The organism is Paenibacillus sp. 79R4, assembly GCF_013393165.1.
Taxonomy (GTDB): domain Bacteria; phylum Bacillota; class Bacilli; order Paenibacillales; family Paenibacillaceae; genus Fontibacillus.
In genome coordinates, this window is sequence record NZ_QJOT01000021.1 from 38,270 (window position 1) to 60,055 (window position 21,786).

Sequence of the window (21,786 nt, forward strand, 5' to 3'; positions counted from 1 at the left end):
CCCTTCCATTCCTCGCGCAAATATATCGCTCGGTTAGAGTACTTTGCTCAGGAACTCCTTCGTCCGCTGCTCCTTAGGCGCACCAAATACTTGCTGTGGCGAGCCTTGCTCCAAAACCTGGCCTTGATCCATAAAGATGATGCGATCGCCGACCTCTCGGGCAAAGCCCATTTCATGCGTAACGATGACCATCGTCATTCCTTTGTCGGCCAGCTTCTTCATAACATCAAGCACTTCTCCGACCATCTCGGGGTCAAGCGCGGAGGTCGGTTCATCAAACAGCATTACATGCGGCTCCATCGCCAGCGCTCTGGCAATGGCAATCCGCTGCTTCTGCCCACCGGACAATTGTGAGGGATAGGCATCCCGCTTATCCTGCAAACCGACAGTTTGCAGCAGATTCATCGCTACGGCCTCTGCTTTGTTCTTGTCCATCTTCTTCACGCGTATAGGCGCAAGGGTGATGTTATCGAGCACCGTCTTGTGCGGAAACAGATTGAACTGCTGGAACACCATCCCCATCTTCTGACGAGTCAAGTTAATGTTGTGCCCTCGTACGGTAATCGATTCGCCTTCGAACAGAATCTCGCCTTCAGATGGAGTCTCCAGCATGTTAAGACAGCGCAGGAACGTGCTCTTCCCCGATCCGCTCGGACCGATTACAACGACAACCTCCCCTTGCGAGACCTCAAGGTCTATCCCCTTCAAAATATGGAGATGACCGAATTTTTTATGCAAATTTTTAACGGTTATCACTGGCCTTCAACTTCCTTTCGAACACACCCAAAACCCGAGATAGTGTGAATGTCAGAATAAAATAAATTACTGCAACGATCAGATACGGTGTCATCCCGTTATACGTGATGCCAACGACAGAGCCGGATTGGAAGATCAGCTCGGTCACACCGATAATGGAGACGATAGAGGACTCTTTAATAATCGTTATGAATTCATTGCCGATGGCCGGAAGCACTGATTTAATCGCCTGCGGAATGATGATGAAGCGCAGCGACATTCCCTGCGACATCCCGAGTGAACGCGCCGCTTCCCCTTGTCCGCGATCCACGCCTTGAATACCTGCGCGAAAGATTTCCGCCAAATAAGCCGAGCTATTGATGGACAAAGTAATCGCACCCGATTGAATCGGAGTAAAGTTAACGCCGAATAATTGCGAGAAGCCATAATGAATAATCAACAGCTGTACCATCATCGGCGTTCCGCGCAGGAACTCCACCCAAGCATGGCCGATGAAACGGACGATTTTTAAGGGCGACATCCGCACCAAAGCAACCACAAGCCCGAGAATAAAACCGCAGATAACACCGATCGCAGCCAATAAGAGCGTATACTGCACACCGGTGAAGAAGTAATCGCGGTAATCCCAAAACATCGTAAAAAACTTCATAACCAGACCATTCCTCCCAAATTCATCAGAAAACTTGCTAAAAAGCAGAAAATAGCGAAGCTTCTCCGCTATTTTCTAGAGCAATTCCTTAAAAATCCAATGTTTATTTCACAGCCAATTCGCTGGCTGCTTGAATATACTTCTCTAGGCTTCCATCTTCCATCAGGCGTGTCAAGGTAGCGTTGACCTTATCAAGAATCTCGCTATTGCCCTTCTTCACAGCGACAATATATCCGTCATCCTCAGCCTCCGGCTGAGCCTCTGCAATGGTCAGACCCTCGATATTGCTTATATACGCCTCTGCTACTGGACCTTCGATGATAGCTACGTCTACACGGCCTGTTTTTAGCTGCATCATAATATCTTGAGTTTTCGCCAGGGAAGTGATCTTGGCATCCTGGACCGTCTTGGCAATATCCTCCTGGATCGAACCCTTTTGAACGCCAATCTTCTTGCCAACCAGCGCATCCATCGTCTTGTAGCTGCCTTCTTCACCGGTACGAGTGACAACAGCCTGCATTGCCGTAAAATAAATCTTAGACATATCTACTTCCTTCTGACGCTCAGGTGTTGGACTTAAACCGGAAATGGCAAAATCAATCCGGCCGCTGTTCAACTCATTCATTAGCGAATCGAATTGCAGATCCTTGATTTGCAGCTCAGCGCCCAGATCCTTGGCAATTTCCTTGGCGATTTCAATGTCAAAGCCGACGATTTCATCCTGTCCTTGATCATTTTTAATATGGAACTCATATGGAGCAAAGTCTGCGCTGGTGCCAAGCGTGATGACCTTTTTGTCTGAATTCCCGCCATCGCTTCCTGCTCCTTGCGCGCTCCCATCATTATTTTTATTTTGTCCGCATGCGGCAAGCAAGCTGGTTACCATCAATAGAGCTATAACTAATGTTCCCCACTTTTTCATTTCTCTCTCTCCTGTCATTTGCTTTCTTTAATCTATAATCACTTGGCCAATTATAAAACAAAATGCATATATATGCAAAGGTAAAATATGATACTTCATCATTTATTCACAGATTTTTATCCAAGTATTGAGGGTTAATTAAGCTGTGGTTAATTAAACGAAGCTGATAAGTTAACAATATCACAGCAATCCATCTTAACGGAAATTGGTTCCGCTATTTTGGCGAATTCGACGTTTCCGTAATTGTAACGGAAATCTGATCCTCTATTTGGGGATCATCTACCTATATTCTGCTGAAAAACTTCAATTTAAGGGACTCCATTTCCGTTAGAATTCAAAAATGGCTCTTTCAAGCCAAATAGCGGCACTGATTTCCGTTAGATCTTTCTGGGCCAAAAACCGCTCACCTTCACCAACGGCTCAGCGTATCGAACATACGGATTAGTCTAGCCGGTATAGTTAGTGGCGGCGTATTGTTGGGGGAATGGGGGAATTCGTGCTGTTGGGGCTACTACATTCTAAAATGACGATTTTGAAGTGCAGAAAATTACATTCACGCGCTGTGTCGCGTTAAAACGTTAGTGAATATTTATGAGATTCGCTTAATTTATTGCCCTGCCTTTTATTCAATTCCAAAAAGCTTGGACATAATAGGACAAAGGAGTTGAATCTATGCTGCTGGAAGCTCTATATCATGTTCCAAGAGATAAGTGGGCCTATGCCTACGATAATTCAACGATTCATCTGCGGATTAGAACGAAGCGTGATGATCTGGAGCAGGTCATTGCCATGACCGGGGATAAATATAATTGGGCCGGTACCTATCAGGAGTTCAAAATGGAGAAAGCGGCTCATGATCTGATGTTTGACTACTGGGAGGTTGATGTTCGCCCCCGCTACAGGCGCTTATCCTATGCCTTCAAGCTCGTTGCCGGAACGGAGACGATTTACATGCTCGATTCGGGCTTGCAGCATGATCCGCCATCCCCGCCGGGAGAATGCTTCGAGTTCCCCTATATTCATGAAATCGACGTATTCAAGGTCCCGGAGTGGGCCAAGGAAGCCGTCTTCTATCAGATTATCCCGGAACGGTACGCTAACGGGAATCCGGATAATGACCCGAAGCCCGTGGAGAATTGGGGAGGCACACCGAAATTCGATAATTTCTTCGGCGGCGATTTACAAGGGGTGCTGGATCATTTGGATCATCTGGTCGATTTGGGGATCAACGCCATTTATTTCACACCTTTATTCACTTCGCCATCCTATCATAAGTACGATACGACGGACTATCGGCAGGTCGATCCTCATTTCGGTGATAACGCACTGCTTAAGAAAGTTACCGAAGCCTGTCACGAACGTGGTATTCGTGTTGTACTCGATGCCGTCTTCAATCATTGCGGCGAGCAGTTTCCGCCGTTCCAGGATGTGCTGAAGCATGGGCAGAACTCCAAATATGCAGGCTGGTTCCATATCAACGAGTTCCCGGTTAAGATCAAGGATGGGATGCCCACCTATGATACCTTTGGCTTCTATGGGAATATGCCTAAATTCAACACGGCTAACTCCGAAGTGAAGGAATATTTGCTTGGGGTAGCTGAATATTGGATCCGGGAGATCAAGCTGGACGGATGGCGTCTTGATGTCGCTAATGAGATCGATCACCATTTCTGGCGAGATTTCCGCAACGTCGTGAAAAGAGTGAATCCGGAGGCTTATATTATCGGGGAAGTCTGGAGCGATTCACTGAACTGGCTGCTCGGCGATCAATTTGATTCCGTCATGAACTATCCCTTTGCCGACAAGGTGCTTGAATTTTTCTGCGGCGGAATGGATGGCTACAACTTCTCGAATGAGATGGGCTCGCTTATTATGCGTTATCCGCAGCAGACGAACGAAGTGATCTTCAATATGCTCTGTACGCATGATACACCACGGTTACTGACACGGGTGGGCGGTGACAAAAGAAAGCTCAAGCTCTGCGTCGTCTTCCTATTCACTTATATCGGCACGCCTTGCATCTTCTACGGCGATGAGATTGGCTTAACCGGGAATACGGACCCGGATTGCCGCAAATGCATGGAATGGGATCCGCAGAAGCAAGATCGTGAGCTGTTCGATTTCTATAAAATGATGATCGCCTTGCGCAAGAAGCATGTGGTGCTTAGACAAGGACGCTTTCGCTTTCTACAAGCCAATAGCGGCAATCCCTGCATCATTTATGAGCGACTGGATCACCGTATGCATTTCACAGTCTGGATGAATAATACGGATAAAGCGTGCGTGCTATCCCATCCGATTCAGACTAGCGATTGGCAGGACGCCCTGACCGGCGAGAGAGTTGCTCCCGACTCGGGTACAATGAACATCAGCCTGGACCCCTATGGCTTCCGTATTCTGTATCGTCATATCAAATGAACATAAATAAGCCGGGATCTGGCAGATCGATCCATTAACCAACGGATCACGCCAGTCCCGGCTTTTCTTATACATTCTTCAGCCTTGCGTAGATTTCGCTATACTGTCTTGCCGATTGCTGCCAGCTATAGTCACCGGACACCGCTGTCTTGACGAGACTTTCCCAAATTTCCGGTTGTTTATAGAAGGAGACAGCCCGGCGCAGTGTATATAACAGATCATGGGCGTTGAAGTCATGAAAAGTAAATCCGTTGCCCTCCCCCGTATATTCGTTATAGGCATGCACGGTATCATTAAGCCCTCCCGTCTCCCGAACAACGGGAATGCTTCCATAACGCAAGGCCAATAGCTGGCTGATGCCACAGGGCTCAAAACGTGAAGGCATCAGGAACAGATCGCTGCCGGCATAAATCCGCCGCGACAGCCGTTCGCTGAACAAAATCTGTGCAGAGAGCTTCTGCGGATGGCGCCGAACCGCTTCTCTGAACCATTCCTCATAGCTGTTATCCCCGGTACCAAGCAGTACGAATTGAACATCATCCTCATTCAGCCATTCATCCAGAATACGCGTCAGCAAATCGAGGCCCTTTGGCTCAACCAGCCGCGTCACCATACCGATGAGCGGAACGGAGGCTTGCTCGGGAAGTCCCAATTCCTGCTGCAGCGCCAGTTTATTTTGCCTTTTCTTGGTCAGGCTGCTGCGGTATTTGACGTATATATCCTCATCCGTCAACGGATTATAAAGCTTTGCATCAATCCCATTCAAGATCCCTGACAAGCGATCCCCCAGCGAGCGCAGCAATCCGTCCATTCCATAGCCATAGTAAGGGGTGCGGATTTCTGCAGCATAGGTGGGACTTACTGTCGTAACATGATCGGCGAACACAAGCCCCGCTTTCATAAAGCTCACATTGCCGTAATATTCGACTGCCCCCGCCGTAAAATAGTAATCCGGCAGCCCGAGTAAATCGCCCAGCACTTCCCGGGGGAAAATCCCCTGATACAGCAGATTGTGAATTGTATATACCGTTCGGATAGAACGATATGCTATATGGCTCTGATAATGCTCCTTAAGAAGCAGCGGAATCATCGCTGTATGCCAGTCATGACAATGGAGAACATCCGGCAGGAATTCAATCATCGGCAGCATATCAAGCACTGCCCGGTTCAGGAAAGCGAAGCGCTCCCCATCATCCGGGTAGCCATAAACACCATCCCGGCCGAAGTAATATTCATTATCGATAAAATATACTGGCATCCCTTCATGAATGAAATACTCGATCCCTCCATACTGCCTGCGCCAACCAACAGGCACTTCCATCGCCCCCAAATGCGTCATCTGGTCGGTGAAATGGGACGGGATATCCTTATATTTAGGCAGCACCACTCGCACATCATGACCCGCCTCTTGCAGCGCCTTTGGAAGTGCACCGATCACATCAGCCAACCCACCTGTCTTAATAAAAGGGACAACCTCGGCAGCGGCGAACAATATTTTCATATATGCTTCCTCCTTGGTGATTTAGTGCCTGGTTTAATCTTGTTCGATAAGCGGAGCTTCACCCTCCGCCCGGATCTGATCGCCGGCTTCAGAACGATGAAGCTGAGTGGCGCAAGGGCTAGCTCCAGGCTATACGGACAATCATGCCAGCGCTTCAGCTCGCTATGCAATGGGGCAATGCGAATCTGTTCTGCGCCGCCATAAACTTCCAAATTGCTGTTGAACATCTCGACATATGCCCCATACTGCGGTACACCGATTCGGTAATGCTCCCGTGCAACAGGTTGAAAGTTAATAACGATCAGCAGCGTATCCTCGGTTCGCTTGCCCTTTCGCAAGTAACAAATGACGCTTTGCGTATTATCATGCGGATTAATCCATTGATAACCGCTGCCGTGATGATCGTTCTCCCACAAGGCAGGCTCTCTTAAATAGAAATGATTCAGCGAGCGGGTATATTCCAGCATTTTGCGATGCATTTCATAATCCAGCAGCAGCCAGTCCAGCTCCGCCTGATCCCGCCATTCAATGAACTGGCCAAATTCCCCGCCCATGAACAGCAGCTTTTTCCCCGGCGATGTCATCAGATAACCGAGCAAAATTCTTAACCCGGCAAACTTTTGCTCATAACTTCCAGGCATTTTGCTAAGCAAGGACTTCTTGCCATGCACCACCTCATCATGCGATAAAGGCAGGGTGTAATTATTCGTAAAGGCATACCAAATCGGGAAGGTAAGCAGATGATGACTTTCCGGCCGCTGATCAAATTCCGTCCCCATATAGGCGAGGGTATCGTTCATCCAGCCCATGTTCCATTTGTAGTTGAAACCAAGCCCTCCTTTATCCACGGGGTCCGTAACCCCGGGCCAGGAGCTGGATTCCTCCGCCATCATCAGAGCATACGGGTCATACTCGAAGACGACCCGGTTCAATTGCTTCAGAAAATCAATCGCCTCCAGATTTTCCACGCTTCCAAACTCATTCAGCGGATGCCGACCCGGCAGCTTCTCAAAATCAAGACGCAGCATACTGGTTACAGCATCGACCCGCAGCCCGTCGAAATGATACCTATCCAGCCAGAACAAGGCATTTGAGATAAGAAAGGATCTGACCTCCGGCTTGCCGAAATCGAAGCTCAGCGTCCCCCACCCCGTTTTTTCGGCCTTGGCCTCATCCTCATATTCGAACAGTGCCGTACCGTCGAATCGCCGCAGACCATGCGCATCCTTCGTGAAATGGCCGGGCACCCAATCGAGCAAAACCCCGATCCCTGACTGATGACAGCGATCCACGAAGTACATCAGATCCTCCGGTTTGCCATAGCGGCTTGTCGGCGCATAATAGCCAGTAATCTGATACCCCCAGGACAGATCATAAGGATACTCGGCCAGCGGCATTAACTCGATATGCGTATATCCCATTTTTGCTACATAAGGAATTAGGATATCTGCCATCTCACGATATGTATAGAAGCTGCCGTCCTTCCTTTGACGCCATGTTCCGAAATGCAATTCATATATATTCAGCGGCCTTTGATACAACGCTCTGCGGCTGCGTCGCCATTTCTCGTCATGCCATGTGTAGCCCGTTATCGATTTAACGATGGATGCCGTTGCCGGACGAACTTCGGCATAGGTTGCATAAGGGTCGGCCTTCAAGCTTTTGACCCCGTCCTGGCCGATAATTTCATACTTGTAAAAAATTCCTTCCTCTACTCCCGGAAAAAAACGAGTCCAAAATCCCGATTCGGGTATCTTATATAGTAAATCATTCTCCCCGCTCCACCGGTTCCAATCCGCGGCGATCGATACTTGCCGCGCGTGGGGCGCCCATACGGTAAAGCGAACACCGGACTGACCGTCCTCGACTGCCAGATGCGAACCCAGGGTTAAGTAGCTTCGGTATAGTGTTCCTTCATGAAACAAATAAATATCATCCTTAGAAATTAGTTCAGTTCGTTCGGACAATGTATAATCACCTGCTTCTCCAAATAATTTTATAGAGGCTAATGAACAGCCGGGACCGCTTGAACCACTATTTATCCATAATTTTGCCTTAACTCCCGATATTGAAAATTAAAATGCTCTTTTACAAATTTCTTTGTAATAATTTCTGATAATTTCCATAACTTTAATTTCAACAACATCATTCATATCTAGTGTATGTAAGAACAACACAGTCCAAACCACACGGGAGGGAAAAAACGAAGTGAATAAAAAAAATTGTATTGCAATGCTGCTGGCTGGAGGTGAAGGTCGCAGATTATCCCCGCTCACTTCCAAACTTGCTAAACCCGCCGTACCGTTCGGCGGCCACTACCGGATCATCGATTTTCCTCTCAGTAACTGCGTGAACTCAGGGATCGATACCATTGGCGTACTTACTCAATACGAGGCAGAATCGCTTCACGAACATATTGGCGAGGGTAAAGCATGGAACCTCCCGAAACATGAGCATGGCGGTATTTCCCTGCTGCCATCCTACAACGCCGGTGTGAAGGAATATGCCGGAACAGCAGATGCAATTTTCAAAAATATCGAGTATGTGGATCGATTCAAGCCGGATCAGGTACTGATCCTGTCGGGCGACCATATTTATCATATGGATTACCGTAAGCTGCTTGATTATCACTTGTCTGTGAACGCAACCGCAACTATTTCCGTCATGCCAGTGCCTTGGGAGGAAGCGCATCGCTTTGGGGTGATGTGCACCGATCAGCAGAATAGAATTACGGAATTCGCGGAGAAGCCAAAACATCCGACCAGCAATCTGGCCTCGATGGGGATTTATTTATTCAATTGGGACTTCCTGAAGCAGCATTTGCTGAATGATGCCACGGATACAGGAAGCAGCCATGACTTTGGCAAGGATTTGATTCCGAAAATGCTGGCTGGCAGGGAGCCGCTGCATGCCTATGAATTTCAGGGATACTGGCGTGATGTAGGGACTGTGGAAAGTCTGTGGGAAGCACATATGGACTTACTGGCCGAGAACGCAGATTGGAAGCTAACGAATAATGAAGCCTGGCCGATGTTCACCCATGGATTGCCCGGTGCTCCAAGCTTTTTGGCCCGTAATACACAGATCAGCAACTCGATGGTGCATCAGAATTGCGAGCTGGAGGGACAGATCGAGCAATCGGTTGTGTTTGGCGAGGCAAGTATCGGCCGATATACGAAGATTAAGGACAGCGTCATTATGCCTGGCGCCAAGATCGGACGCAATGTCTGGATCGAAAAGGCCATTATCGGTGAAGGTGCAGTCATTAAGGACGGTGCAATGATTAAAGGAACGTTAGGCGATATAGCCGTTGTGGGTCCCGGCGAGACCGTTACCGCCAAGCCTGCGCTTATTCCACAGCCAAGCAGATTGCTTATGGAGGTCTATGAGAAGACGCCGCGGCTTAGAGCAGAAGGCATGCCTTCCTAGATAAAGTTCAAAAGTCCGCTTTGGATAAGAAAACCGGTCATAGTCATCTGAGAATGACCCCGGATTCAACCAGCTGAGCGTTTTGCAAAACGCCCATCAGCAGCATAAGCTTCGGTACTGAAAACCGACTTTTGGGATTATATATGAAAGGGACTCTCTAAAGTACAGCATCCTTAGAGAGTCCCTTCTTGATGTAACTACATATTTAGTTCTGATCCTCACTGTTTATTAGCTCTACCTCTTCGTCCCGGCTCTCAGGATCATGAATCGGCATCGGCAAAGTGACAGAGACCGTGGTACCAGCACCCAGCTCGCTGCGAATATCCATTTTGCCGTGATGCAGTTCCACGAGCTGCTGGCTGATCGCCAGTCCAAGTCCGGTTCCTCCACCCTGGTGATTTACCTGGAAGAAGCGGTCGCGAACCCGGCTAAGATTTTCCTCGCTGATCCCTATCCCGCTATCGACCACTTCGACTTGAACCTGCTCCGCGGAAATGGGATTGATGACAAGATGAATCCAGCTATTCTCATGGGAGAACTTAATCGCATTATCAACCAGATTCAGAAAGACCTGCTTCAAGCGATTGGCATCGCCGATAACGGTAATCGGCTTATCCATTTTATCATCAAGCTTGATCTGGATCTGCTTCTTTTCCGCCTTCGCCCACACGTTCAGCATAATCTCCTTCAGCAATTCCTGCAGCTTGACACGACCGATCACAAGCTTCATCTCGTTCTGCTGCAGCTTGGAGAAGTCCAGCATTTCCTCAACCAGTCCGATCAGCCGATCGGTCTCCTTGGAGATAATATTCATCCCGATCTTTGTCTCATCCGGATCGAAGCCGCCGGAGGTCAGTGTCTCGCTCCAGCCCTTGATGCCCGTTAATGGAGTACGCAGTTCATGGGAGATGGACGAGATGAAATCATCCTTGATCTGGTTGCTGCGAACAATCTCCTGTGCCATGTAGTTGAGCGTCGAAGCCAGCTCGCCTAATTCATATTTATATTCGCCTTCAATGCGTGTATCGAATTTTCCCTTCGCTAACTGGGCGGATACGGCTCTGATGTTATTGATCGGCTTCACGATCGAATTCGCGAGTCCGATACTGAACAAAGTAACGAGCGCCAGTACGGCAACGCATACCGCTGAGGACAGCAGGGTCAGATTCATCATTTTGGAATTAACCGCCTCAAGCGAAGTGACGTAGCGAACGATATAGGCGTTCTCCCCGCGTACCTGAAGCGGGGAGGATACAGCCATGACCATTTCTCCTGTTGACGGCTGCCTGCCGATCCATTTGCCTACACTGCCCGATGCGGCCTGCAGTACATCGCTCGTCTGGATCGCCTTCTCATCCTGGAACGGATTACTGCTCGCCTTGACATTGCCTTTCCGGTTGAGAATCAGAAGCTCTGTATCCTTCAATTCAAAGGCATCAAGCATTTCCGTAAAATAATGCGGGTCATTATCCGCATTCAGCTTTACGAATTTCTGAAAATAATCGGACGCCCATGTCGTATGGTTCGACATATGGTTATAGATCGTATCGTAATAGTACATGCGAATGGCCAAGGAGAAGATCAGTTCAACCATGAACAGAGTTACGAATACGACGATAAAATAATGCATTACGATTTGTCGTCCGATGCCCTTTTTGATCATTGTCCCTCGCCCTTCCATTTATAGCCAAATCCCCAAACAGTCTGGAGGAACATCGGCTCGGAAGGATTATTCTCGATCTTCTGGCGAAGCCGACGGATATTGACGTCAACAATTTTCGGATCGCCCATGTATTCTTTGCCCCATACATGATCAAGCAATTGATCGCGGCTTAGCGGGGAGTTCTCGTTCTCCAGGAAATATTGGACCAGTGAAAATTCAGTTGGTGTCAGTTCTATCAATTGACCACCACGCTTAAACTGCTTAGAGATCAGGTCCAGCGTGAATGGACCGGAAGTAAATGTAACTTTGGTGCTGCTCTCCCGATATACGTTAACTCTTCGCAGCAGGGAATGGATGCGGGCGATCAGTTCTGTCGGGCTAAACGGCTTGCTTACATGATCATCCGCTCCGACGGACAGCGCGTAAACCTTATCCTGTTCCTGTACTTTTGCTGTCAGAAAAATAATCCCGATCCGCTCATTCGTCTCACGGATTCTGCGGCATACCTCAAAGCCATCGATGCCTGGAACCATCACATCAAGCAATGCAATATCGATGTCCGGCACGGACTGCAGCTTGGCAAGCGCCTCGTGCCCATCTGCAGCCTCCAACACTTCGAAGCCGTTCCGCTTCAAATTAATCACGATAAAACTGCGGATCGATTCTTCATCTTCCAATATCAAAACTTTGCTCACTTCGCGTCTCCTCCCTCTATCATAAACAGCCTCTATCGCTTAATTTCCTGTTCGCCCTTATTCACCTTCATATTCGTCTTGCTATAGAAACCGATAACCTTGTCGTAATCCCAGGCCAGCAGCTCCCATTGTTCCTTGTAGTTCTCCCATTCTGATAGGGAGAAGAAGCGTATTTCCGCCACTGTCTCCCCGCTGTCCACCTTGACGAACCAGAGATGTTCATCCGGATTGGACTTTGGATCGATCGTTACGTTATTGGTCCATTCCTTGGGGAAGTTGAAGTAGAATCGGCCCGAAGGGTCCATATATTGCTGCTTGACGAACTTCCAGCCGACGCCCTCATCCCATTGATAGTAAGAGAAGAGCGGCATATCATACGGAGGTTCCTCCCAGCCAATCGGCTTCTCTGACCGTGCCACCTCAAGGATGCCATCGCCATCCACGTCGCCACTGTATACCGGGTAGTTCTTGAAAGTGAAGTCCTGCGACGGTACCAGGTCCTCAAATTTGCCATTTTTCATCACAAGCATATGGGAATATGCATAATGGGCACCAAATGAAGCATCGAGGATAATTCCCCTCAGCTTTGGTGTAATGTTGCCACTCACCGTATTGTAATATTCCTCCACCGCATCATCCAGCTGGATTTGATCCAGTTCCTTGAACGATGATCCGCTCAGCTGATAAGTAGTTACGGTGGCATTTTGTTCCCGCTTCAAGTTAATGACTGTAATATCCAGCTGTCCATCCTGATTCAGATCATCAATGAGGAAATTGCTGTACGGCAGGGTCAGCAGATTGTCCACCTTCTCGCCATCATACGAATAGACGGTCAAACCTTTCTGTACATCCTCTCCCCCGCCGGAAAAGCCTGCGATAATATTCAGGCGACCATCGCCGCCCAAATCCTTCAGATCGAAGGTTTCAAGATTCTGCCCCTCGCCATCAAAGCGAACCTTCACGCTCCAGCTATCCCCTTCCTGCTTGAGGATCATGCCGTGGATTCGTACCGTCTCGTCCGGGGTCTCATAGAAGACGATCGCTTCCTTCACGCCGTCATTGTCCAGATCAGCGGTTCGAATCGAGCTCTTCACATCCTTGGGCGCTATAATCGAGCCTTTCGTCTCGACATTGATGACGTTGAACAGCGATTCCCGATCCGAGGACAGCTGCGGCGTGCGCATTAATGCCTTTGGATCATCAATGATGCTGCAGCCGCTCAGCAAGAGCAGCAGCAAGCATCCGGAGCATATCGTCAGCCAGCGTCTTAAATTACCTCTCAAACTCATCACTCTTTTCATGCTAAATCAATTAATCGCTTCTCCCCGGAGGTCAGCCGTCTCCCAACGATGTCTATTTTAAGTTCCCCAGATTGGATACCCCAAATTCGCGTGCAATATTTCTCAGCCAGCTCCAGCGGAAGTGCGGTCACTACGGTTGTTCCCTGGGTTTTGCACAGCTGGCTGAACGTCTCAATGACCCTCTCAGCTGATTTGGGATCCAGTCCGATCGTCGGCTCGTCCGCGGCGATAAATTTCGCGCCATGGACAAGTGCCCGGCAAATGGCCACCCGCTGCTTCTCTCCACCGCTAAGTTTGCCAGCCTTTACATGGGCCTTATCGAGCAAGCCGAATTTCTCCAGCTCGTCCATCGCTCCCATATAATCATCCGACCGGACCATACCCGTAAAGCGGCGAACTGCCGATACTTGACCAACTTGTCCGATCAAAACATTTTTAAGCGCCGTTCTCTCCGGATAAAGGGAAGGATTTTGTTCCAAATAAGCAAACTTGGAGCGCATTTTATGCGTTCCCTTGCCCCCGCCTTGGATCAGCTTGTCCTCATTCCATGTGTAGTCCCCGCTGTTCCATGAATCGCGAAGCGCCAGGCAGCGCAGCAGCGTACTCTTTCCGCTGCCGCTCGGACCTACAATGCCGACCAGTTCTCCTTGGGCGAATTCCGTGCTGATATCACGCAGTACTTGCTTTTTATTCCCATCCACCGATTTTTTTAAGTGGCTCACCTTGATCATGTCCGATTCTCCTTTGGTTGTACCTATATCTATATCAGTTCGTGTTCAAAAGTTCAAAAGTCACTCTACTCTATAGTGTATTGGAAATAGCCGTGAAAATCCATTACAGCCTGTTCATATTTTCATTTTTTTCGAGAGTTTGTTTTCTAAAGCCCAGTCCAGCTAAAGTAAATAATACATATAAACTGCCCAGAAGGATGAATAACGCACCCGGACTAATAAATTCCATCGCAGCTCCACCGACATTAGGCCCAAGAATACTACCGAGGCTGAAATGGAAAGAAGCGATCACATTGGCAGCCGGTAACAGCGCTGCCGGCAACAGATCGGCGGCATAAGCAAGTCCAAGCGAGAAGAAGGAACCCACCAGGCCTCCGGCACCCAGGAACAATAGCATTAATCCCCAGAAGTTATTTCCCGCCAGCGGCGCGATTAGGAACAATCCCCCTCCGCCGAGGCCCGCAATCATTAATACAACCTTGCGGCTATAACGGTCGCTCAGCATTCCTAGCGGAAGCTGCAAAATCAGCCCCCCGATTCCGAAGAAAGGAAGCAGGGTTGCAATTTGCTCTGCACTTAAGCCAATCCGCAGCCCGTAAATCGGGAAATTGCTGTTCATCGTTGATTCCATATATCCATATAATAAGGATGTGAACAGAGCAAACCAGGCCAGCCTGTAGATCCGTCCGTATTTACGAGTCTCCTTTACGCTCCCCGCTGTTCTCGTCGGATACTCATTAGGCATGCGAAGTATGATGAGGAGTACCCCTATTGCAGTAAGGATAGACAGTAGTAAAAATGGAAGCAGCTGACCATAGCTCAACAATCGGATCCCGAAGGGGCCGAAGCTGAAGCCCAGCCCGTAGGACATCCCATAGAGCGAAAGGTTCCGTCCGCGGCGTTCTTTGGGCGACAGCATAAGCAGCCAGAGCTGTGAGGTAAAGTGGATCGCGCTGTCTCCGATTCCGACGATCAGACGAAGTACGAACCATACCGACAAGTTCGAAACTAGCGGAAAGATCGGCAAAGCGATCATCACGGCGATCATGCCGCCGATCAGCAGCTTTTTGAAGCCGGTATGTCCAAGCACACGTTCGGCAACCAGCGTCATGGCAAATGAGCCAACATAGAGAGCAGCGGCATGCATTCCGTTCACAGAGGAAGGGATTCCGCGCTCCTCCATAAAGATGGCAAGAACCGGCAAAAGCAATCCCTGGCTTAAACCCGATATAATAATGACTAATGTCAATAAGAAAAATGGCGATACTTTTAACGGAAATTTACTAGAATTTGAAGCTATTGTCATGATGTCTTCCCCCTGCATAACAAAAGAAAACCGTCATGACAATATGACGATTTCCCCTTTAAGTGTGTGGTTCAAAAAGGTCGGTTTCAGCACCGAAGCTTATGCTTGCGATGTGATTTTTTCGTAATCTCAGTTGGATAAAGCCAGGGTCTAAAGAGCGGGGCAGCGCGTTTTCGAAGAGAACAACTTCGTAAGCCGCTGCTTGTATTGGGTGCATATGCCCCGAGAGTTTTCCGCAGAAACCATGACTTTGATCCGTTTTCTGATCCGAAGCGGACTTTTTGATCAATCTCTAAGTTTAGGTAACCGGTAAAACAACCCCTAAACATTATAGTAGACAAGCCCTATTCTCACAAGCATAATTAAGAGGTATGCATTATAGTTCTGGGAGGACTGACGGATGGCTTATGATGTAAAAGTCGATGTGTCACCGATTTATGAGTTGCTCAGCAGCTTCATGTTATATACTACACGAAAATGGATTAACAATCTGGACATCGGACGCGAATGGATTCACGACATTCAACAGAACCTTAGCGAGGAAGCGCGGCAAGCCTTTGCCGAGGCGGCTGATTATCCGTTTGGCGATTACGACCTGCTCTACGCCCTGGCGCTGGATCGCGACTCCTCGGTACAAATCCCCGGTTATCTGGAGGAGCTGTCTCACGGTCATACCGATTCATTGCTCGCCCGGATTACTCCATATGTTCCCGCTGCGACCCTGGAAGACGTGCAACGGCTTCAGGCTGACTATGCGCCGCTCCTTAATATCTGGCATGACAGTTACTTTCAAAGCATCGAGGAGCAATACGCGTCCATAATGGAAGAAGACGCCATGGAGAAGAAGGGGCTGCTTGAGAAAATAGATCCCGAACCGCTCATCGAATTTGCCTCGGGTGGGCTTGTGCTTGATCAGGAGCTTCCCGTGAAGCATATTATTCTCGTTCCATCCATTCATTTCAGACCGATAAATACGTACTGCTTCTTCGAGGAAGAGCTGCTTATCCAATATCCGATCGATATTCCGGAAGCTGATGAGGACGAGCCGCCAATTTGCCTGCTGCGGCTGACCCAAGCGTTATCCAAGCCGGAACGCCTGCAGCTGCTTCGCTATTTGGCGAATGAACCGAAGTCGATGCAGGAGATGATCCGGGACACCAATGAATCGAGAGCCCAACTGCACCATGAGCTGATGATTCTCAGATCCGCGGGTATGCTTCGCGTTCATCTTACCGATCGCAGTACGGAGAAGTTCAGCATTCGGCCAGACGGCGTATCCGAACTGCAGATGTTCCTGGAGTCCTATATTCGTATTTAAGGGTTAGCCTGGCATGAGGAACGATATTTGCATTTCTGCTGCTGCCTCTGATAAGTTAGGAGAAACAGGATATCGCGCAAGTGCAAGAAGGAGTGATAGAGATGAAACAGACTGTGCAGCAACAAATCATTTTTGATCTTGATGATACTTTGATCTATTGCAACAAGTATTTCGAACTGATTCTCGGTCAATTTGCCGACCTCGTATCGGAATGGTTCAGCGAATACCAGCTGCCGATCAAGGAAATCCGTGATAAACAGATCGAAATCGATGTGGCCGGCGTGCAGCAAATTGGATTTGCCAGTCAGCATTTCCCGGAATCGCTGATCGACACCTACCGCTACTTCTGCCAGCAATTCGGCGAGCGCCGTGAGGAGCTCAAAGAGAAGCACCTTATGCGGCTTGGCCTCAGCGTATATGAGCAATCCGTTGAGCCTTATCCAGGTATGGTGGACACGCTCGATTTTCTGCAACGGCAGCAGCATGAGCTGTACCTGTACACCGGCGGCGAGACCGTAATTCAACAACGGAAAATCGAGCAAATGAAGCTGGCCGATTATTTTCAGGACCGCATCTTTATCCGCCAGCATAAAAATATCGATGCATTAGAAGAGATTCTGGGCTCTCGCCCCTTCCATCGTCAAAATACATGGATGATCGGGAACAGTCTGCGCACCGACATTTCGCCAGCGCTCACAGCAGGCATCCATGCCATTTATATCAAGCATCCCGATGAATGGTCCTATAATCTGATCGAGCTGGCACCGCGGAATGATTCCTATCTATATACGGTAGCTTCGCTCGAAGAGATCACGTCCATTATTTCCGCCTCCGGGCAAGCCCGCGGCTCTAAGACAATGTCGCACAGATCCAGATAGTGTTATGCCATGAACTGAAAATAGCTCCACAGAAAACCGGGTTGATGGAAAGAATCCATCAACCCGGTTTTTTGTCATTAACCCTCTGTCCGCTCTACGCTTAACTTTCCGCTCTCGTGATCAAGCAGCGTAATTCGCCCTTTGTAGTCTCCATCTGAATGCTTGAAGGATAAAATTTGCGTATGGCCTTTCTCCAGCAAAGATTGCAGCATCGTACGCGAAATTTTTTTGCCGGCATACTCTTTCCAAATCACAAAGCCGCAGCCCTGCTTATAATGAGTGCAGCCATAACCTTTGCGGCCTTCGATCAGCTGGCCGCCGCAGCCGCTGCGCGGGCATGGGGCCAACGCCTCGAAGCCGCCGGGGCCAGCGGCTTGTCCCGCCGCCGGCCCTCCGGCGGTCCGTCCGCTGCCGGAGGCGCCGCTTCCCCTCCTGGAAGCGTCTCCTGCCGCGGTGTCGCCCCCTTTGGAGCGAGAGCCTGTGCGACTGCCGCGCTTACCCTTCTCCTCCGGCTCACCGGCAAACCGCGAAGCGTCCGCTTTCTTCTGTACGCGTACCTTCTCAATAATCGAGATCGTAAATTTCTTTACGTTCTCCATAAATTTCTCGCTAGTCGCTTCTCCCTTGGAAATTTGGTACAATCGGCGTTCCCACTGACCTGTCATTTCGGGAGAAGTTAACAGTTCTACTCCCGCATGTCTGATTAATTCGATGGCGGTGCGGCCCTTCTGCGTGACCGTGATCCGCTTGCCCTGCATCGTGATATATCCAACGCTCTTCAGCCGCTCGATCGTGGCGGCCCGGGTCGCCGGCGTTCCAAGCCCCGCATCCTTCATCGCTTCGCGGAGCTCATCATTCTCAAGCTGCTTGCCAGCGCTCTCCATAGCCTTGAGCAGCGTGCCTTCGGTATAAGGCTTCGGGGGCTGAGTGGCTTTCTCCTTCGCCTCTGCTTCCTTGCATAACACCGGCTTATCGCGGTCAACAGAGAACGGCTCACTGACCTCTTCCTCCGGGTCTTCCTCTTCATCCTTCTTCTTGCCGCGCTTTGGGGATTTGCTATCATCACCCGGCAAGCACACTTTCCAGCCCAAGGACAGCAGTTCCTTCACATTCGTCTTGAACAATTCCTTCTCAACTTCCGTCATTACCGTGTGCTGCTTGTATTCCGCCGCCGGATAGAAATGCGACAGAAAGCGGCGGACGACAAGGTCATAAATATTCCCCTCTTCCTTGCTAAGCGTTCCCGGCCTTCTTAACGTCGGCAGAATGGCATGGTGATCCTCCACACGAGTAGGATTGCAGACCGACTTGTTATTCACATGCACCAGCTTCTGGTTCCCGCCCTCGGCCAATTCCTTATAGTCTGTAGATTTCAGCATATGCAGCGTTTTGTGCATGCCTTCGATATTTTGTTCGGTGACATAATTGGAGTTCGTACGCGGGTATGTAATCAGCTTATGACGTTCGTATAAAGCCTGGGCCAAATCAAGCGTCTTCTTGGCCGAATAACCAAACTTTGCGTTCGCATCCCGTTGAAGCAGTGTCAGGTCATACAGCTTATAAGGATATTCCTTCGTCTCCTTAACCTCATATTCCACGACCTGGCCTTGCTTGCCGCGCACCTTATCCGCTAGAGACCGCGCCTTCTCCGCGTCTGTCAATCGATCTCCCTGCCAGGTTCCGATATAGCAACGCTCGTCCTGTTCAAATTCGGCTTTGATCTCGTAATACGTCAAGGAATCAAAGCTCTCGATTTCCTTCTGACGATCATAAATCAGCGCGAGTACAGGCGTCTGCACCCGGCCGACCGAGAGCAGCGTGTTATGCTTCGTCGTAAAGGCGCGCGAGGCATTCATGCCGACGAGCCAGTCGGCCTCACTTCTCGCCCGCGCCGCCTTCGTCAGATTCGCGAACTCTTCGCTGCTCCGCAGCTCGGCAAAGCCCTTGGCGATGCTCTCCGAGGTCAAGTCAGAGATCCATAGCCGCTTGACAGGCTGCATCAGCTTAAGCCGCTGCTGAATCAAAGCGAAGATATATTGTCCTTCGCGCCCGGCGTCACAGGCATTTACAACCGCATCACAACGCTTGGCCAGCTCGCCGATCGTCTTCAATTGATCCTTTGTCTTCGGATTCGGTACAATCTTGAATTGCTCTGGCATGATCGGCAGATCATAGAAATTCCATTTTTTATACTTATCATCATAGGCATCAGGCTCTGCCAAACCAAGCAGGTGTCCGATCGCCCAGGTAATGATATATTGCTCTCCTTCCAGATAAGAGCGATTATTCTTCGCCCGCGGTTCAATCACCGCAGCGATCGTTCGTCCCATATCGGGTTTCTCCGCAATTACGAGCGTTTTCATTGTTTCAAGCGCCCCTCTTTCCTAGCATTCCAGTTCCACAGATAAAAAGGGCCGCGCTCCGCGCAGCCCTGTAGCTAACCTCTATTATAGCATATTTTCACATATTTCGCTCCAAGTTTTCGGCTAACGATACTACAGATCGTTATTCCCTCAGGATTCGCGACCTCTAAAATCTAGCGATACCCCAATCGTTATTAGCAGAAAATTCGGTCGTTAAGCCCTTCATTCATCGCAATAACGATACCCAGCTTCGTTAAAATTCCCAGCAGCGTATTTAAGCTAAAAATAGCGATACCACGTTTCGTTAGGTAAATGCGATGTTATCGTTAGTCAAACCTTCTCCTCAAGATAGGGTACCGTCCCCAGTCAGGAACTTATTGACCTCCCGCGCCGCCTCGCGGCCTTCCTGGATAGCCCACACGACCAGACTTTGCCCGCGGCGCATATCCCCGGCGGCAAACACCTTGTCAACATTCGTGTTATATTTGCCGTAACGCGCTTTGACATTGCTGCGGCGGTCTCTCTCCAGCCCCAGCTCATCGATCATCGTCGCCTCCGGTCCATCAAATCCGATAGCAACGAGCGCCAGCTGGGCCGGGAAGACCCGTTCCGTCCCGGGTACAGGCTTATAGGTTTTACGGCCTTCCTCATCGACTGTACGTTTGATTTGAACGGTGTGCAGCTCCTTCAAATTTCCTTGCTCATCGCCGACAAAGCGGGTAGTCATGATGGAAAATTCCCGCGGATCCTGCCCGTAAAGCGCTTTGGCCTCTTCCTGTGCATAATCAAGCGTATAGACATTCGGGAATTGCGGCCACGGATTGGCAAGCAGATCCCGCTCCAGCGGCGCCTTGGCATGCGTGCCAAATTGCGTGATGCTGCGGCAGCCATGGCGTAGAGCTGTAGCGACGCAGTCTGAGCCCGTGTCTCCACCACCAATGACGATTATATCCTTGCCAGCCGCCGAGGTATATTGTCCATCCTGCAGCCCGGAGTCGAGGTAGCTCTTGATCGTGCCGTTCAGGAAAGGCATGGCGTAATGCACGCCCTGTAAATGGCTGCCTTCAATCTCGAACTTGCGCGGTTTCGTCGCCCCACCGCATAATACAACCGCATCATATTGATCTATCAGCTGCTGTGTCATAATATCCTTGCCAATTTCCGTATTCGTAACGAACTTCACGCCTTCGGCAGCGAGAAGATCAACGCGGCGCTGTACGATCTGCTTATCCAGCTTCATTGCGGGGATGCCGTACATCAATAGACCACCAATCCGGTCCGCACGTTCATATACAGTCACTTCATGTCCTGCCTTGTTCAATTGCGCTGCGCAGGCCAGCCCTGCCGGACCTGAGCCAACAACCGCAACCTTATGACCCGTACGATAAGCCGGCGGCTCCGCTACAATCCAACCTTCCTCGAAGCCTTTGTCAACAATCGCTTGTTCAATCGTCTTGATCGTTACCGGCTGGCCAATCAGCCCTACTGTACAAGAACCTTCACAAGGAGCCGGACAGACCCGGCCTGTAAACTCCGGAAAATTATTCGTCTTGTGCAAGCGCTCCAGCGCTTCTCTCCACAAGCCGCGGTAGACGAGATGATTCCATTCCGGAATCAAGTTGTGCAGCGGACAGCCCGAGGTGCCGCCGATCATCTCGATCCCTGTATGACAATAGGGAGTTCCGCAATCCATACAGCGCGCTCCCTGTGTCTGCAATTCCTGTTCAGTCAGATGCTTGTGAAATTCCTGCCAATCATGAACCCGTTCCAGCGGACTGCGGTCCCCCGGTAGCTGACGGGTATACTCCATAAATCCAGTTGGTGTAGACATCTTATTTCCCCCATCCGTTGCCAAC

General features: G+C 49.6%; 16 protein-coding genes. 4 read left to right on the forward strand and 12 right to left on the reverse strand.

Annotated elements, in window-relative coordinates; all coding sequences use genetic code 11:
- Positions 1 to 33: 33 nt before the first annotated feature.
- The 3 genes from DMN77_RS21410 to DMN77_RS21420 all read right to left on the reverse strand — a co-directional run bounded on the left by DMN77_RS21410 (position 34) and on the right by DMN77_RS21420 (position 2,327).
- Complete coding sequence (locus tag DMN77_RS21410; RefSeq protein WP_179016257.1) at positions 34 to 756, reverse strand: amino acid ABC transporter ATP-binding protein; 723 nt, start codon at positions 754 to 756, stop codon at positions 34 to 36.
- Positions 743 to 1,405: an amino acid ABC transporter permease gene (locus tag DMN77_RS21415; protein ID WP_068781455.1), complete on the reverse strand. Its 663-nt coding sequence runs from the start codon at positions 1,403 to 1,405 to the stop codon at positions 743 to 745. The genes DMN77_RS21410 and DMN77_RS21415 overlap by 14 nt, the downstream gene beginning before the upstream one ends.
- A 103-nt stretch (positions 1,406 to 1,508) precedes the next feature.
- Positions 1,509 to 2,327, reverse strand: coding sequence for a transporter substrate-binding domain-containing protein (locus DMN77_RS21420; protein ID WP_179016258.1), 819 nt, complete (start codon positions 2,325 to 2,327; stop codon positions 1,509 to 1,511).
- A gap of 672 nt (positions 2,328 to 2,999) precedes the next feature.
- On the opposite strand from DMN77_RS21420, the gene DMN77_RS21425 reads away from it, so the two are divergent.
- Positions 3,000 to 4,745 carry an alpha-glycosidase gene (locus DMN77_RS21425; protein ID WP_179016259.1) on the forward strand — a complete coding sequence of 582 codons (1,746 nt, stop codon included), beginning with the start codon at positions 3,000 to 3,002 and terminating at the stop codon, positions 4,743 to 4,745.
- Between the two features lie 67 nt (positions 4,746 to 4,812).
- On the opposite strand, the gene glgA is transcribed toward DMN77_RS21425, so the two are convergent.
- Together glgA and glgB are read right to left on the reverse strand one after the other, a co-directional pair.
- On the reverse strand, positions 4,813 to 6,246 hold the full coding sequence (gene glgA, locus DMN77_RS21430; RefSeq protein ID WP_179016260.1) for a glycogen synthase GlgA: 1,434 nt from the start codon (positions 6,244 to 6,246) through the stop codon (positions 4,813 to 4,815).
- Positions 6,243 to 8,213, reverse strand: a complete 1,971-nt coding sequence (glgB, locus tag DMN77_RS21435) for a 1,4-alpha-glucan branching protein GlgB (RefSeq protein ID WP_179016261.1) — start codon at positions 8,211 to 8,213, stop codon at positions 6,243 to 6,245. The genes glgA and glgB overlap by 4 nt, the downstream gene beginning before the upstream one ends.
- Positions 8,214 to 8,454: 241 nt before the next feature.
- On the opposite strand from glgB, the gene DMN77_RS21440 reads away from it, so the two are divergent.
- Positions 8,455 to 9,675 (forward strand): glucose-1-phosphate adenylyltransferase, encoded by a 1,221-nt coding sequence (locus DMN77_RS21440; protein ID WP_179016262.1) that lies wholly within the window; start codon positions 8,455 to 8,457, stop codon positions 9,673 to 9,675.
- Between the two features lie 205 nt (positions 9,676 to 9,880).
- Here DMN77_RS21440 and DMN77_RS21445 read toward each other — a convergent pair whose 3' ends face one another.
- The 5 genes from DMN77_RS21445 to DMN77_RS21465 all read right to left on the reverse strand — a co-directional run bounded on the left by DMN77_RS21445 (position 9,881) and on the right by DMN77_RS21465 (position 15,371).
- On the reverse strand, positions 9,881 to 11,338 hold the full coding sequence (locus DMN77_RS21445; RefSeq protein WP_068781461.1) for a HAMP domain-containing sensor histidine kinase: 1,458 nt from the start codon (positions 11,336 to 11,338) through the stop codon (positions 9,881 to 9,883).
- Positions 11,335 to 12,033: a response regulator transcription factor gene (locus tag DMN77_RS21450; protein WP_179016263.1), complete on the reverse strand. Its 699-nt coding sequence runs from the start codon at positions 12,031 to 12,033 to the stop codon at positions 11,335 to 11,337. The genes DMN77_RS21445 and DMN77_RS21450 overlap by 4 nt, the downstream gene beginning before the upstream one ends.
- A 32-nt stretch (positions 12,034 to 12,065) precedes the next feature.
- Complete coding sequence (locus DMN77_RS21455) at positions 12,066 to 13,322, reverse strand: hypothetical protein (protein ID WP_229521143.1); 1,257 nt, start codon at positions 13,320 to 13,322, stop codon at positions 12,066 to 12,068.
- An 8-nt stretch (positions 13,323 to 13,330) separates the two neighbouring features.
- A complete protein-coding gene (locus DMN77_RS21460; protein ID WP_068781464.1) occupies positions 13,331 to 14,065 on the reverse strand; it encodes a phosphonate ABC transporter ATP-binding protein in 735 nt (244 codons plus the stop codon).
- A 103-nt stretch (positions 14,066 to 14,168) separates the two neighbouring features.
- Positions 14,169 to 15,371: an MFS transporter gene (locus DMN77_RS21465; RefSeq protein WP_068781465.1), complete on the reverse strand. Its 1,203-nt coding sequence runs from the start codon at positions 15,369 to 15,371 to the stop codon at positions 14,169 to 14,171.
- Positions 15,372 to 15,771: 400 nt separating this feature from the next.
- Here DMN77_RS21465 and DMN77_RS21470 point away from each other — a divergent pair, with 400 nt between their 5' ends.
- Positions 15,772 to 16,689, forward strand: a complete 918-nt coding sequence (locus tag DMN77_RS21470) for an ArsR family transcriptional regulator (RefSeq protein WP_068781466.1) — start codon at positions 15,772 to 15,774, stop codon at positions 16,687 to 16,689.
- Between the two features lie 101 nt (positions 16,690 to 16,790).
- Positions 16,791 to 17,567, forward strand: a complete 777-nt coding sequence (locus tag DMN77_RS21475; protein WP_068781467.1) for an HAD family hydrolase — start codon at positions 16,791 to 16,793, stop codon at positions 17,565 to 17,567.
- A 77-nt stretch (positions 17,568 to 17,644) separates the two neighbouring features.
- On the opposite strand, the gene DMN77_RS21480 is transcribed toward DMN77_RS21475, so the two are convergent.
- On the reverse strand, positions 17,645 to 19,930 hold the full coding sequence (locus DMN77_RS21480) for a type IA DNA topoisomerase (RefSeq protein WP_179016264.1): 2,286 nt from the start codon (positions 19,928 to 19,930) through the stop codon (positions 17,645 to 17,647).
- A 343-nt stretch (positions 19,931 to 20,273) separates the two neighbouring features.
- Positions 20,274 to 21,761 (reverse strand): glutamate synthase subunit beta, encoded by a 1,488-nt coding sequence (locus tag DMN77_RS21485; protein ID WP_068781527.1) that lies wholly within the window; start codon positions 21,759 to 21,761, stop codon positions 20,274 to 20,276.
- Positions 21,762 to 21,786 lie beyond the last annotated feature (25 nt).